12 protein-coding genes are annotated in these 13,857 nt (G+C 65.0%); 7 read left to right on the top strand and 5 right to left on the bottom strand.

Translation table 11 applies throughout. From position 1 onward, the window contains the following. Nucleotides 1–3: 3 nt before the first annotated feature. Nucleotides 4–3,102 (bottom strand): CHAT domain-containing protein, encoded by a 3,099-nt coding sequence (locus tag IR187_RS11705; protein WP_194954789.1) that lies wholly within the window; start codon nucleotides 3,100–3,102, stop codon nucleotides 4–6. Between the two features lie 212 nt (nucleotides 3,103–3,314). On the opposite strand from IR187_RS11705, the gene IR187_RS11700 reads away from it, so the two are divergent. The 3 genes from IR187_RS11700 to grxD are packed head-to-tail and all read left to right on the top strand — an operon-like array spanning nucleotide 3,315 to nucleotide 4,257. Continuing rightward, entirely contained in the window at nucleotides 3,315–3,641 is a 327-nt protein-coding gene (locus IR187_RS11700; RefSeq protein WP_194954788.1) for a DUF1476 domain-containing protein, read from the top strand. Between the two features lie 10 nt (nucleotides 3,642–3,651). Beyond that, entirely contained in the window at nucleotides 3,652–3,879 is a 228-nt protein-coding gene (locus tag IR187_RS11695) for a BolA/IbaG family iron-sulfur metabolism protein (protein WP_228765882.1), read from the top strand. A 48-nt stretch (nucleotides 3,880–3,927) separates the two neighbouring features. Then, nucleotides 3,928–4,257: a Grx4 family monothiol glutaredoxin gene (gene grxD, locus IR187_RS11690; protein WP_194954786.1), complete on the top strand. Its 330-nt coding sequence runs from the start codon at nucleotides 3,928–3,930 to the stop codon at nucleotides 4,255–4,257. A 150-nt stretch (nucleotides 4,258–4,407) separates the two neighbouring features. On the opposite strand, the gene IR187_RS11685 is transcribed toward grxD, so the two are convergent. Then, entirely contained in the window at nucleotides 4,408–4,587 is a 180-nt protein-coding gene (locus IR187_RS11685; protein ID WP_194954785.1) for a PspC domain-containing protein, read from the bottom strand. A gap of 401 nt (nucleotides 4,588–4,988) precedes the next feature. On the opposite strand from IR187_RS11685, the gene recF reads away from it, so the two are divergent. Then, nucleotides 4,989–6,098, top strand: a complete 1,110-nt coding sequence (gene recF / locus IR187_RS11680) for a DNA replication/repair protein RecF (protein ID WP_194954784.1) — start codon at nucleotides 4,989–4,991, stop codon at nucleotides 6,096–6,098. A 164-nt stretch (nucleotides 6,099–6,262) separates the two neighbouring features. After that, a complete protein-coding gene (locus IR187_RS11675) occupies nucleotides 6,263–6,484 on the top strand; it encodes a hypothetical protein (RefSeq protein ID WP_194954783.1) in 222 nt (73 codons plus the stop codon). 116 nt (nucleotides 6,485–6,600) lie between these two features. Here the strand turns inward: IR187_RS11675 and arsC are convergent, their stop codons facing one another. Genes arsC through IR187_RS11660 form a run of 3 tightly spaced genes read right to left on the bottom strand, consistent with a single transcriptional unit; the run spans nucleotide 6,601 to nucleotide 9,899 of the window. After that, nucleotides 6,601–6,945: an arsenate reductase (glutaredoxin) gene (gene arsC, locus IR187_RS11670; RefSeq protein ID WP_194954782.1), complete on the bottom strand. Its 345-nt coding sequence runs from the start codon at nucleotides 6,943–6,945 to the stop codon at nucleotides 6,601–6,603. A gap of 23 nt (nucleotides 6,946–6,968) precedes the next feature. Then, nucleotides 6,969–7,649 (bottom strand): Fe2+-dependent dioxygenase, encoded by a 681-nt coding sequence (locus IR187_RS11665; RefSeq protein ID WP_194954781.1) that lies wholly within the window; start codon nucleotides 7,647–7,649, stop codon nucleotides 6,969–6,971. Nucleotides 7,650–7,700: 51 nt separating this feature from the next. Further along, nucleotides 7,701–9,899, bottom strand: coding sequence for a TonB-dependent receptor (locus IR187_RS11660; RefSeq protein WP_194954780.1), 2,199 nt, complete (start codon nucleotides 9,897–9,899; stop codon nucleotides 7,701–7,703). A 247-nt stretch (nucleotides 9,900–10,146) separates the two neighbouring features. On the opposite strand from IR187_RS11660, the gene IR187_RS11655 reads away from it, so the two are divergent. Both IR187_RS11655 and IR187_RS11650 read left to right on the top strand, forming a co-directional pair. Continuing rightward, a complete protein-coding gene (locus tag IR187_RS11655; protein WP_194954779.1) occupies nucleotides 10,147–10,878 on the top strand; it encodes a murein L,D-transpeptidase catalytic domain family protein in 732 nt (243 codons plus the stop codon). A 746-nt stretch (nucleotides 10,879–11,624) separates the two neighbouring features. After that, nucleotides 11,625–13,700 carry a TonB-dependent receptor gene (locus tag IR187_RS11650; RefSeq protein WP_194954778.1) on the top strand — a complete coding sequence of 692 codons (2,076 nt, stop codon included), beginning with the start codon at nucleotides 11,625–11,627 and terminating at the stop codon, nucleotides 13,698–13,700. Nucleotides 13,701–13,857: the final 157 nt, after the last annotated feature.

Raw genomic sequence — 13,857 nt, 5'->3', positions numbered from 1 at the left:
CGATCAGCGGGCGGCGCGGCCCGCCGCCTCGCCGATTGTCACCGCCGCCGTCGCCCCGCCGCCATGCAGCAACGGCTGGCTGCCGTCGCCGATGATTGCGAAACCGGCCCAATAATAAGGGTGCGAGGTCTGGGCATCGTCCATCAGCCGCAGCTGGGTCCGCCACATCGCATCGGCGACGCTGGTGCCTTGCGGAGTCCCGAACAGCCCGCCGATCAGCCGCTTGGTCGCGTCGAAATCGTCGGGCGCCGGCCAGTGGCTCGCGATCACCGACCGCCCGCCGGCGCCGATAAAGCTGCGCACCAGCCCGTCGAGCGCGTTGCCGCCGCCCGACAGCCCGGCTTCGCGCGTCGCGGTCACCGACGCGGCGCCGGCGGTGTCGCACGCCGACAGGATCACCAGATCGGCGTTGATCTTGAGGTCGAAGATTTCCTGAAAGGTCAGCAAGCCGTCCGAATCGCCGTCGCCGAACGAGGTGACGAGCGCGGGGCGCGCCGGACACGACGGCCGCGGCGCGGTGACCAGCCCGTGGGTCGCGAAATGGATGATGCGATACTCGCCGAGGTCGCTGCGGTTCTTGACCGCCGTGTCGGTGAAAGCGCCGCCAGTCAGCAGCGTCCCCGCCGCGCGCCCCATCGCGTTGCGCGCCGTCACCAGCTCGTCGGCCGAAATCGGCCGCGCCCATTGCGACACGTCCCACAGGCAATCGCTGTCGACCCCCGCACCTGCGGCGCCGCGGGTGCCGAGCGAGGGCAGCGTTTTGCCGTCGATTGGCAGATTCTCGCCCAGCCCGAAATACTGGTTTGCAGCCTGCGACGGTGCGGCCTGCCGCGCGTTGCGAAACGCCAGCGTCGATACTGCGGTGCTCGGGCGGCTGGTGCGGCCCAGCCACGCCATCTGGCGCATGTCGAACGGATCGGCATTGGGGTCGATGAGCCGCTGCTCATAAGCGGCAAGGCCCGTGTCGGCGGTAATCAGCAGGTTGACCGGCAGCCGCAACATGCCACCGTCGGGCTCGAAGATCAGGTGCTGCACCGACGGCAGCCGCGCCGCGACGGGGCCGAACAGCTGGCCGTACAGCTTGTACGCGGTCGCGGCGTCGAACGGATAGGTTACGCGGCGGCCGTTCTCGACGATCGAAATGGTCGACCGGATCGTATCGACGGCGGTGTCGAGCGCGGCGGCGCTGATGTCGGACTTCCACAGCTGGGCGCCGCCGGTCTCGATCAGCATCGCATAAACGGCGTCGCCGACGACCAGCATTTTCAGATAGGCTTCGTCGGCGCGCAGCACCTGTTGCAGTTCGGGCAGGTCGAGCTTGCCCGGTGCCACCACGCGGTATTGCGGGAACGCCGACAGCGCGACGACGGTTTCGGCCTGCTGGAACGACAGATTGTCGATCTGGGTCTTCAGGTCGGCGCGCAGCGCGTTGATCTCGGGCGATATCGGCAGTTGGGCCAGCCGGGCGTCTTCGATCCGCGCGCGTTCGATGTCGCGGTTCAGCGTCGTCGCCTGCCGGAACAGCCGTGCGCCTTCGCTGCTGCCGCTCGACAATTCGCGGGCGAGCACCGCCTGCGTGTCGGCGACCCCGGGGCGGATCTGCAACTGGCTGGCGACGAAAAAATCGCCGATGGCGGTCGGATCACTCGCGGCGCGACCGGCCAGCAAGCGGTAATAGGGCGCCATCATATTGGCCATGCCGGTCGTCGAGCGCTGCGACCCCGCGAGCGCGGCCACCACCTCGCGGTAAATTCCGATCGCCTTGTCGTCCTGGCCGTGCCGGGTCAGGAAGGCGGCGTATCGCGCCCGCGCCGAGGCCAGCGCGTTGGTTTCGGGATATTCGACCGCCAGCGCATTGACCGAATCGAGGAAACGCGCGTCGGCCGCGGTGATGTCGCCCAGCGCCTCTTCGGCCAGCGCCAGTTCGCCCAGCATCTGCGAACGCAGGCGGATGATCGAGGTGACGCGGCCTTCGCGCACCGCCAGTGCATCGGCCAGCCCTTTGGTCTGGGCGGCTTTCGCTGCGGCACCGTTGCCGCGCAGCCGCTCGACGGTGCCGAGCAGATGAACCGCCTGCGCGTCGATGATCTGCGCGCGCTCGAGCGGGCTCAGCCGTTCGCGGTCCGAACTTTGCCGCACCGCGCGGGCGTTGGCGCCGCTGTTGACCCCGGCAACGATCGCGGGGGTCAGCGTGATGCTGGCGCCATCGACGGTCACGGCATCGGCCAGCGGCGGCACCGGGCGTTGCAGCAGCTCGGCTGCACCGTCGTAATCGCGCTGGTTGAGCGCGTGGATAGCGCGGAAATTGCGGCGCAGGCGCAGCTGCACGGGGTCGCTGGTCGGAACCGCCTCGGCATCTCCGAACAGCCGCTCGGCTTCGCCGAATTCGCCGAGGTTCGATCGTTGCAGGGCGCGGTTCAGCGTAAATTCGGTGGGGTCGATGTCGGCGGCCGCCTGTTCGTCCAGCGCGCGGCGCGACAGCGCCTCGAAAAATTCGGCGGCTTCGGCATAATCGCCGCTGTGATTGCGGCGATATCCTTCGGCCAGCGCCTTGTCGACGTCGATCGTCCCGGCCAGCGTGCGCGCAAAACCGTCATTGGCGCCGACCGAGGTCGTCGCGACCTTGATGACGCCGGGGACGACCTTGCGCTGGCGGATCGATGCGAGCGCCAGATCGAGCGCGTCTCCATAAGCCGCAAAACCTTCGACGGTATAGGCAGTGTTGCCGTCGGTTTCGATCCGCGTCTGCCATGCGATATCGCTGTCGCGCACCGTACAATTGCCGTCGGCGGCGCAGTTGATCGTTCCGGCGCGCGCCCGGTCGATGCGCGCGCGCGCCGCGTCGGCGCCGGCGCGGAGCATGCGGACATAACCGACCGGCTGGCTCGCGTCGCGGCACAGCACGACCCAGGCGCGGTCGAACATGCCGTCGATCACCGCGTCGCGCACCGTGGCCTGGACCGCGCACAGCGCGCCGCCCTGCTCGCCGATCGAAAAACTGTCGCGCAGCGTCGGGTCGGTCCCCTGCGCCTGCGCGGTCGCCGGGGCGGTCAGGGCCAGCGCCGCCAGCACGGGCGCGCAAAACGAACGTCGAACGGTCATCACCAATCCCCCAAACCCAAGGCCAGAGGCGCCCTGCCGACGCAGTTACGGCATGGCGCAGTCATCATTGCTGCGGTACGACCCATTCCCTTGTCACCGTTTCTAGACCCTTCGCCCGAAAAAGGGAAGTGATGTGCGGCACAGCCTGCTTGCACCGGCGGAGCGCGCCACCTATCTGCAAGGCGACAGCTTCCCACGGCCAAGAGGATGATATGAGCGGATTCGACGATCGTGAACGTGCCTTCGAGACCCAGTTTGCCCGCGATCAGGAGGTGCTGTTCCGCATCACCGCGCGGCGCAACCGGCTGGTCGGCGAATGGGCCGCCGAACGCATGGGGCTGACGCCCGAGGAAACCGATGCCTATGCAAAGGCGGTCGTGCAGGCCGATTTCGAGGAAGCGGGCGACGAGGATGTCATCCGCAAGCTCGCGGGCGACCTGACCGCGGCCAAGGTCGAGATCAGCGATGCCGAAATCCGCGCGGTGCTGAACGACAAGGCGGCCGAGGCGCGGCGGCAGTTCATGGACAGCCAGGGCTGAACCGGTGGGCATGCGCGCCGACGATTTGCGGGCGATGATCGCGGCGGCGTTTCCCGATGCCGAGATCGTCATCACCGATCTGGCGGGCGACAACGATCATTATGCGGCGCATGTCGTCAGCGAAGCCTTCCGCGGCATGACCCGCGTTGCGCAGCACAAGGCGGTCTATGCGGCGCTCGGCGGCCGCATGGGCGGCGAACTTCATGCCTTGCAATTGACGACCGCCGTCCCTTCATAGGGACATACAGGCTGAAACTGCGGCGCGCCCGCGCCACCGGAGACCATGATGACCGAATCTACGCATGACCGCATTGCCAAGCTGGTCGCCGACCACCCCGTGCTGCTGTTTATGAAGGGGACGCCCTTGTTCCCCCAATGCGGATTTTCCTCGCGCGCGATCGCGATGCTCGACCGGCTCGGGATCGAATATGAAACCGTCGACGTGCTGCAGGACATGGAGATCCGGCAGGGGATCAAGGAATTTTCCGACTGGCCGACCATCCCCCAGCTGTATGTGAAGGGCGAGTTCGTCGGCGGCAGCGATATCATGATGGAAATGTGGGAAGCGGGCGAGCTCCACACGCTGATGACCGGCATCCCCGCCCGCGCCGAATAGGCGCGCCGGGCGATCGTCCGGCTCCGTCCGCACGGCTGTTGACCCGCGAAAATTAAGGGGCTCACCGGCGTGGCCGGTGAGCCCTTGTCGATTGGGAATGTGATCGGGCCGGTGCGACGTGTGGCGAACGCGTCCGGCCCTTCGTGCTGCCTAGGGCGCGAGGATCGCGACCGCGAGATACAGCAGCAGCGGCAGGCCAAAGCCCAGCAGCGTCAAGCCGACAAAGGCGACGCGCGTCCACAAGACGTCGAAACCGAACTGGTCTGCCATTCCGGCGCAGACGCCAAAGATCATGGCGTCACGACGATTCTTGCGAAAACCCTGTTTCATTTCTGTCCTTTCCATCCCGGCCCGGGCGGGCCGGCGTTGTTGAGCATCGCCGCCGATCAGGCGATCAGGCTGTTCGAGCTGGCAATGCCGAACAGCATGACCGAAGCGTAGAGCGAAGCGACCGCGGCGAGGGCGTAGCTTTTGAACGAGTCGATGTTGAAATGAGCCATGATATTGTCCTTCCTGTAACCGCCATCCGGACCATTCCGGTGGATGCCGACACTTTTGCAGGGACCGTGCCAATTTCGTTCATTGGCGGTTAAGCGCCATTTTTCGCGACAACACCGATATTTCAAATGGAAAATGTATCAGTTTTTGTGAAAAATTCCCTCTAGACGGCAAAAATCGCGCTCGAGCTTGCGCTGGCATCACGGCAACCGCTGGAGTAGGCGACCTTCGCAATGATCATCGCCCGCCTTTCGCTGACCGATTTTCGCAATCACGCCGCGGCGGAACTGGTCGCCGCGCCGGGGCTCGTCGCGCTGTACGGCGACAATGGCGCGGGCAAGACCAATATATTGGAGGCGATCTCGCTGCTCGCGCCGGGACGCGGGCTGCGGCGCGCGGCGTTGCCCGAGATGGTCCGCGACGGCGCGGCCGGCGGGTTTGCGGTCTTTGCCGAGGTGCAGCCGGGCGACGATCTGCCACCGGTCTCGCTCGGCACCGGGATCGAACCGGCGCAGCCGGGGCGGCGGGTCGTGCGCATCAACGGCGCCGCGGCCGCCGCGGCCTCGCTGGGCGAGTGGCTCGGCGTGCTGTGGCTGACGCCGGCGATGGACCGGCTGTTCGTCGATACCGCGGGCAACCGGCGCCGGTTCCTCGATCGCCTCGTCCTCGCGCTCGACCCGCGCCACGCCCAGCACGGCAATCGTTACGTGGCGGCGCTGCGCGCGCGCGGCAAGCTGTTGGGCGACCCCGGCCACGCCGACCCGCAATGGCTGACCAGTCTGGAGGCGCAGCTCGCCGAACATGGCGCGGCGATCGACGCCGGACGTCGGCAGATGCTGGCCGCCCTGTCGGCCGAACTGGCGCGTCAACCCGACACGCCCTTCGCCCGCCCGCTGCTGACGCTGGTCGACAGCGACGGTGCGGAGCGCGCCGTCCCGTCAAGTGCCGCAGCGCTCAAGGATCTGTTCGCGGCGCGGCGGCGGATCGATGCGGCAGCCGGGCGCGCGACCGCGGGCCCGCACCGCGACGATCTGGTCGCCGCCCACGTGGCGACCGGACGCGCGGCGGCGCGCTGTTCGACCGGCGAGCAGAAAGCGATGCTGTTGTCGCTGGTGCTGGCGCACAGCGATTGCGTGGCGCGCGCGCGGGGCCAACGCCCCGTGTTGTTGCTCGACGAGGTAGCGGCGCATCTGGACCCGCCCCGCCGCGCCGCGCTTTATCACCGGCTGGCGAATCAAGGCGGGCAGGCGTGGCTCACCGGCACCGAAGCCGCACTGTTTGCCGATATGCCGGGGCCGGTGACGCGATTCGCGATTGCGAGCGGCCGGATCGTGGCAGGGTAGGCGCCACCCGATAATTTCGCCGATCTGGCGCTTTTTCACGGCGAGCGCTGCGCGTTTCGGCGTTGCAATGTTCCATACCTGCGGTATAAATGTTTCGGCGGAACAATATACTAGTTCAACAGTCGCGCCCGTCCTCGTCAGTTATTCGAACCAGGGAGTTTTATATGAATTTGTTCAAGAAGGCGGCGGTTAGCCTCGCTGCGACGTCGTTGGTGATGGCCCCGGTGGCCGCATCGGCGGCGCAGAGCGTCCGCGCCGCTTCGGCCGTCGAAGGCCAGAGCGAACTGGAAGGCGAAACCAGCTGGATCCTGATCGCGCTGGCGGCCGTCGGCATCATCGTCGGCATCGTACTTCTGACCGATGACGACAATCCGACCAGCCCGTAATCGGGTCTGCGATTCGAATCAGGCGGGGGCTGCGGACTTTGTCCGCGGCCCTTTGCTTTGGGCGCGATATTGCGCTGGCCGAATCGATCGTTCCGGTCGACGAGGTCGGTCGAGTGTTACAGGATTTCGCGAACGACATCCTGCGGACGGCAAAGACGCGCTCCCTTTTCGGTCTCGACGATCGGGCGTTCGACATAGGCGGGGTGGGCCGCCATGGCGGCGATGACCGCGTCGCCATCGGCATCCTTGAGCCCGCGTTCCTCGGCATCGGTGCCGCGTAAGCGGAGCGCGTCATGCGGCGTCAGCCCGGCATCGGCGAACAGCTGGCGCAACTTGTCGGCGGTATAAGGCTGTTTCAGATATTCGATGATGGTCAGGTCGATCCCCGGCGTCTCCTGCAGGATCGCCAGCGTCTTGCGCGAAGTTCCGCAGGCGGGATTGTGCCAGATGGTTGCCTTCATGGTCGATCCTTTCGCGACAGCGCTTAAGGCTGCGCCCACTGGCGCAGCAGATTGTGATACGCGCCGGTGAGCGTCACCAGCGCCGGATCCTGGTCGCCGACGCGCGGACGCAGCGACTGGATAGCAAGGTCGATGTCGAACAGGATCGCGCGGCGGCCCGCATCCGCCACCAGGCTCTGGACCCAGAAGAAACTGGCGAGTCGCGCGCCGCGTGTCACCGGCGTCACGCGGTGCAATGTCGTTGCCGGATAGAGCAGCATCGACCCTGCCGCGAGCTTGAAGCGATGCGATGCGCTGCCGTCCTCGACCTCCAGCTCGCCGCCTTCATAACTGGCCGGGTCGGCAAGAAACAATGTCGCCGACAGGTCGGTGCGGAGCGCGGCACCCTTGGGCGTCTGGCGGATGGCATTGTCGACATGGGTGCCGAAATCATGGCCGCTGGCGTAGCGATTGAACAGCGGCGGAAAGATATGCCGCGGCAACGCCGCCGACTGGAACAACAGGCTGGCAGCGAGACCGCCCTCGACGATCTCCTGCAACTGTTGCGTCAAGGGGTGGCGTTCGGGCAGCTGCTCGTTGCGTTTGACCGCCGCCGACTGATAGCCGGCGGTGGCGCGGCCGTCGGCCCAGGGGGCGTCGGCGAGCAAGGCCTGCGCACGGGCAAGCGCTTCGCCGGTCAGAACATTGTCGATGACCAGATACATGGCGGCGTCATGCCCCGGGGATTGCGGCGCGGCAAGCCCCGGGAGACGGCATCAGAAGTCCAGCGCGAGCGTCAGCACACCCGACCGGCCGGGGCCGGGGATCGACTGACCGCTGCCCAGCGACTGGAAATAATATTTGTCGCCGATGTTGTAGATATTGGCGCGCAACTTGACGTTGTCGGTCAGGCGATATTCGGCAAAGGCATCGACCACCGTATACGCGGGTGCCGTGATCGTGATGTTGCCGCTGGTCAGGCTGGTCGGAATATCCGAACGGCGCTTGCCATTATATTGGACGCCGCCGCCGATGCGCAGCGCCGGGGTCACCGCAAACGACGTCCACAGCGTCGCGCTGTGCGGCGGCGTGTTGTCGAGCGGCAGGCCGACCTGCACCGGAATGTTCGAGGCGCGGACCTCGCCGTCGAGATGTGTGTAACCGGCAAAGATATCCCAGCCGGGCAGGATTTCGCCTGCCGCCTGCAATTCGATGCCGCGAACCCGCTGGCGTCCGTCGAGCACCACCGCGGGATCGCCGGGGTTGACGCCCGGGGTGCGCGCGTTGGTCTTGGTGATCTCGAACAGCGCCGCGCTCAGCAACAGCCCGCCCGGCAGTTCGAGCTTGCCGCCCAGTTCATACGAACGGCTGCGTTCGGGCTTCACGTTGAAATTGGCTGCGGTGACCGGCGCATTGTTGTTGCCGCCGGCGAGCTGGACGACCTCGGCGCGGCCCGATGGTTCGAACGCGGTGCCCCAGCCGAAATAGATGCTGCTGTTCGCGCTCGGCTTGAACACCAGCGCGGCGTTGCCGCTGAACTCGCTGTCGCGGCGCGACAGGTCGGTGGCAAAGCCGGGGACGGTCAAGCCGCTGTCGACAATGCCGCGCACCCGCGTATCGACCCAGTCGTGACGAAGGCCGCCGACGATGCGGAACCGGTCGCCGATCTCGACCGTATCGAACAGATACAGGCTTTTGGTGTCCATATCGATGCGCGCGGTCGTGCCGTTATAGGCAACCGGCGTCGCGGCGAGGAAGGCGGGATTGAACAGGTTGAACCGCGGTCCGTCGGCGTCGAGCTGGCGCCGGTTGCTGGTCAGTTCGTCGGCATATTCGAATCCGACCACGATATTGTGCCGGAAACTGTCGCCGCCCAGCGTCAGTTCGAGCTGCGTCTGGTTGACGAACAGCTCGTCGCGCTGGTCGCGGAACTTGCGGTTGCCAACGGCTTCGGTCGCCGGCCCCAGCGTCGTCACATTGCCGACAAAGCGCGGCGATGAGGCCGACTGGGCATAGTCGGTCTGCGCCCAGCGCAGCTTGTTGCTGACCGCGACCGAATCATTGAAGCGGTGCGAGACGATCAGCGAGGCGATATGCGTCTCGACATCGCGATAATCGGTCGAATAGCCGTAGTAATTGCGGCGGCGCACCGGCGCGGCGACCCCCTCGAAACCCGACCCCGCGAGCGAACGGTTGCGTCCGTTGGGAATGCCCATGTCGGGCAGGTCGTCCTGCCGCAGGAAGAAATAGCCGACGGTCGCCTGCGTGTCGCCGCCCATGCCGAAACCGAGCACCGGGTTCACACCCCAGCGCTCGCTTTTCGCGCGATCGCGGCCGGGTTCGTCGTTGCGGTGCGCGACGGCATTGATCCGCAGCGCCACGCCGTTGGCTTCGTCGAGGACGAAATTGCCATCGACCGTAGCGCGGAAATATTTGTCGGTACCCGCCGACAATTCGGCGCCGTAACGGTTTTCGAGCAGCGGCTGGCGCGACACGATGTTGAGCGAGCCGCCGATGTTGCCGCGTCCGGCAATCGCCGAGGCCGGCCCCTTGGTCACTTCAAACCGGTCGGCGTTGAACGGATCGCGGAAATAATTGCCCGGATCGCGCAGGCCGTCGACATAAACGTCGTCGCGGCCCGCAAAGCCGCGGATCGAAAAGCTGTCGCCGCCGCCCGGCGGATTGCCTTCGCCGGCCTGGAAGCTGATCCCGGTGATATTGCGCAGCGCGTCGCGCAGCGTCCGGCGACCCTGTTCGGCCAACAACTGGTCGGTCACGACGGTCGCGCTGTTCGGCGTATCGACAAGGGGCAGGGGGGTGCGGGCGTCGGAAAGACCCTCGGCGACATAGCCGGTGACGACAATATCGTCGCCGCCGGGTGCGCTGTCCGCCGTATCTTCCGCGGCAACCGCGGTCGCGGCAAGGCTGCTGCTGGCGGCGGCGATCAGCGCCATACGAACCGAAACTGACGTCACGAAAATTTCCCTTGGTCGAGATGGAATGGATCGCGCCAACTAGTGATATTGCAAATGGTTTGCAAGTGCATAATCCGCAGATCGCTGGGCGTAACAGGGCTTCTGCCGCTTTAACCCGCCGTTCATGGCAAATATGCCACATCTTCCCGCATGGAGCGGAACCACCTGCTTGCCTTTCCTCGCCGGTTGACGGCTAAGAAAGCATCGAAGAATCGCCGTCAGGCGACCGATGCGGGGTTGGGTTGACGTGAAAAAGATTGTGGATCGCCGGACGCTATTGGCCGGGATGGCCGGGGCAGGCGCCGTTGCGGCGCTGCCGGTGCGGGCGCAGTTGCCCGACTGGGTGCGGCAACCTGTGGCGCCTACTTCACCGCCGGTCGATTATCTGGCGGTCGCGCGCCAACAACTGGCGATGCAAAGCCGCCATATTCCGCAGACCGACCGCGTCGGCATCGTCGATTTCGGGCTGCCGTCATCGCGTCCGCGGTTCGCGCTGGTCGACATGGTGGCGGGCAAGATCGATATGTTCCCCGTCACCCACGGCCGCGGATCCGACCCGCAGCACGACGGATGGCTGAAGAGCTTTTCGAACCGCGTCGGCAGTCTGGCGACCTCGCGCGGCGCCTATCGCACCAGCGATTATTATTGGGGCGCCAACGGCTCGTCGATGCGGCTCGCCGGACTGGAGCCCGACAACAACAACGCCGATGTGCGCGCCATCGTGGTGCACGGTGCCTGGTATGCCGACCCGTCGCTGATCGCGACGCAGGGCAAGCTCGGGCGCAGCGAAGGCTGCTTCGTGTTCGGCGAAGATTTGCTGCCGATGATTCTCTACAAGCTGGGACCGGGACGCCTGATCTTTGCCGACCGGTTGACCCAGCTGCCGCCGATGCCGGTGCCGTTCCAGCTGCCGCCCGTCGCCGACAATATCCGGCAAGTTGGCGCGACGAACAGCGGCATTCCCGCCACGGCCGACTGAACCTGGCGTCAGAACAGGCAAATTTTCCGAAGCGTAAAAGCGTCCGGGGGGCGGGGCCGTTCGGCCGCTCCGCCCCCCGTCTGCATCGGGGGCAAGTGGGGATTTCCCGGTGGGGGCAGGGGGCATCAGGGACCAGACCGATGCCCCCCACCGCTCCATTGAGCGGAACACTCGGGAACATCTGATACTATTCAATCGCCGTGCCAATTTGACGCGACGACGGATTTGTGCGGGACATGGTGGTTAGCGATTTCTTACCGCCGCCGCGACTTGTCAAAAATCCCGACACAGGGGCTACCTCTCAGTCTCGTCATCCCGGCCTTCCCGGGGACACGTATGTTATAGCTCGCTGGAAGCCGTCATTTGAGCACTCCTGCCAACTGGAGGATCGACTGCCTTCGCTTGATCCTTGCCTTTCTGACTACCCTGCAAGCGTTTGAAAGCGGACGTCGATAATTGTGACGGGAAGTTCGCCGAAGTGTCCGGGAGCACGTCAGCGCGTCGTCGGTTCGCCGGTAGCAGTCTGGGACTACCTCCTCGAGCAGAAGCGCGGTGACGGAATGCCCCCGGGAGCATCAACCATCATGCAAGCGTGAAACCCAGCCGCCAGGCGATGGCGATCGGGGGAATGCACGGCCGAATTTAGCCGTCAGTGCACCCCATTTTCCTCACTGCTGCTTAATATTGCTAATCAATCGCATTATCTGTAGAGGCGCGCGATAATCGCTACTCTCAGGGGGAAGTTCATGAAATCCAGATTGCTATTCTCGGCTGCCGTGCTTGCGTTTCCAATCGCCGCGATGGCGGCCGAAGCCGAGTCGGACGACAGTCGCACGATCATCGTCACCGGCAAGACGGATGGCTATCTCGCGGAAAATTCGGTCACGGCGACCAAGACCGATACACCGCTGCTCGATGTGCCGCAGTCGATCTCTGTCGTGACCCGAGAGCGACTCGACGATCAGGCGCCGCGCAGCATGGCCGACGTCCTGCGCTATGTGCCGGGTACCACCATCGGCCAGGGTGAGGGCAATCGCGACCAGATCACGCTGCGCGGCCAGAATACGACCGCCGACTTCTTCATCGATGGCGTGCGCGACGACGTCCAATATTATCGCGGTCTCTATAACATCGAACGCGTTGAGATCCTCAAGGGGCCCTTCGCGCTGATCTTCGGGCGCGGCGGTAGCGGCGGCATCATCAACCGCGTGCAAAAGACACCGTCGGCCGATGCGCTGGCGATTGGCGGCACGGCCAGCGTCAACAGCTTCGGCGCGTGGGATGTCTCGGCGGACATCAATGCGCCGGTCAGCGGCAATGCCTCGCTGCGTCTCAATGCGAATTACGAGAGCCTCGACAGCCACCGCGATTTCTTCGGCGGCGAGCGCTTCGCGATCAATCCCTACTTCGCGGTCGATCTGGGCCGATGGAATCTGGGCCTGTCCTATGAATATGTGAACGACGATCGCGTCACCGATCGCGGCGTGCCGTCGATGGCGACCGTGGCAGGCCAGCCCAATCGCCCGATCACAGGCTATCGCGATACCTTCTTCGGCACGCCCGGCGTCAATCGCGCCGGCCTGGAAGCGCATATCGTCAAGGCCCGGCTCGATGGCGAACTGGCCGAAAACCTGAATTGGTCGACTACGCTGCTCTATGGCGACTATGACAAATATTATACCAATGTGTTCGCCAATGGCGCCGCCACCGGGCAGAGCGGCACCGTCGCTATGTCTAGCTATACCGATCCGACGACGCGCGAGAATTTCATCGCCCAGAGCAATTTAGTGTTGGATGTGAACTCCGGATCGATCGGCAACAAGTTTCTGCTCGGCCTCGAATATGGCGATCAGGATTCCACCAACCAGCGCCGGAACGGTACGCTGTCGAGCAGCACGCTCAACCTCGCCAATATCGTCTATCCGACGGTCCGCTTTGGCGCGCTCGCTCGGAACACCGAGTCCGACGTGCAATTCTTCTCGGCCTATGCGCAGGACCAGATCAGCTTCGGTGCGCATGTCGATCTGGTGGTCGGCCTGCGCTACGATCGGTTCAAGATCAAGGGCACCGATCTGATCGGCACGCCGCGACCCTTCGCGCGCACCGACGAGAAGGTTTCCCCGCGCGTCGGCCTGATCCTGAAGCCGCGCGACAATATCTCGGTCTACGGCAGTTACAGCAAGTCCTTCCTGCCGCGCTCGGGCGACCAGTTCCTGGCGATGTCGGCGACCCAGCAGAATCTCGCGCCCGAGAGCTTCACCAATTATGAAGTCGGTGCAAAGTGGGACATCCGGCCCGATCTCAATGCCACGCTCGCGCTGTTTCAACTTGACCGCACCAATGCGACGACCCCCGATCCGAACAATGTCACCGCGACGATCAACGTTGGCGCGACGCGGACCAAGGGCGCCGAACTGGCGATGACCGGTCGGATCACGTCCAATTGGCAAGTGAGCGGCGGCTATACCTATCAGGATGCACAGCTTCGCGGGAACGGCTTTGTCCGGTTGGCGCAGGTTCCAAAGCACCAGTTCGCCTTGTGGAATCGCTATGATTTCAACAGCAACGTCGGTGCCGGCATCGGCGTTATCCATCAGTCGAGCCAGTTCGCCACAATCCGGACATCGGCAGCCACCACCCGCTTGCCTGCCTTTACCCGCGTGGACGCCGCGCTGTTCTTCAAGGCGAACGAGCGGATCGAGCTCCAGGTCAACGTCGAGAACCTGCTCGATGAGACCTATTTCTCCGACGCGCACAACAACAACAACATCACGCCCGGCGCGCCGATCAACGCGCGCTTTACTGCTCGCGTGAAGTTCTGACGGCAAGCCGAGAGGGCGGGAGTGCCTTGAGCTCCCGCCCTCCACGCACTGTGGTTGACCAAATGCCCGTCCGCAGGCCGAATTGCAGTGCAGCGCCATGAAGGCAGAGCCGGTTCAGCAGCTTAGCATCGCCCGTTGCTTCACCTGCGCGTATGCG

This window comes from Sphingopyxis solisilvae, assembly GCF_015475875.1.
In the GTDB taxonomy this organism is placed as follows: Bacteria; Pseudomonadota; Alphaproteobacteria; order Sphingomonadales; family Sphingomonadaceae; genus Sphingopyxis; species Sphingopyxis solisilvae.
This window is presented reverse-complemented; position numbering and strand designations above follow the sequence as displayed.

What these genes read in the sequence shown, in the direction of transcription:
- IR187_RS11650 (WP_194954778.1), top strand. Translation starts at nt 11,625, where the DNA reads ATGAAATCCAGATTGCTATTCTCGGCTGCCGTGCTTGCGTTTCCAATC.
- recF (WP_194954784.1), top strand. Translation starts at nt 4,989, where the DNA reads ATGATCATCGCCCGCCTTTCGCTGACCGATTTTCGCAATCACGCCGCG.
- IR187_RS11685 (WP_194954785.1), bottom strand. Translation starts at nt 4,587, where the DNA reads ATGAAACAGGGTTTTCGCAAGAATCGTCGTGACGCCATGATCTTTGGC.
- IR187_RS11695 (WP_228765882.1), top strand. Translation starts at nt 3,652, where the DNA reads ATGCGCGCCGACGATTTGCGGGCGATGATCGCGGCGGCGTTTCCCGAT.
- arsC (WP_194954782.1), bottom strand. Translation starts at nt 6,945, where the DNA reads ATGAAGGCAACCATCTGGCACAATCCCGCCTGCGGAACTTCGCGCAAG.
- IR187_RS11675 (WP_194954783.1), top strand. Translation starts at nt 6,263, where the DNA reads ATGAATTTGTTCAAGAAGGCGGCGGTTAGCCTCGCTGCGACGTCGTTG.
- IR187_RS11665 (WP_194954781.1), bottom strand. Translation starts at nt 7,649, where the DNA reads ATGTATCTGGTCATCGACAATGTTCTGACCGGCGAAGCGCTTGCCCGT.
- IR187_RS11705 (WP_194954789.1), bottom strand. Translation starts at nt 3,102, where the DNA reads ATGACCGTTCGACGTTCGTTTTGCGCGCCCGTGCTGGCGGCGCTGGCC.
- grxD (WP_194954786.1), top strand. Translation starts at nt 3,928, where the DNA reads ATGACCGAATCTACGCATGACCGCATTGCCAAGCTGGTCGCCGACCAC.
- IR187_RS11700 (WP_194954788.1), top strand. Translation starts at nt 3,315, where the DNA reads ATGAGCGGATTCGACGATCGTGAACGTGCCTTCGAGACCCAGTTTGCC.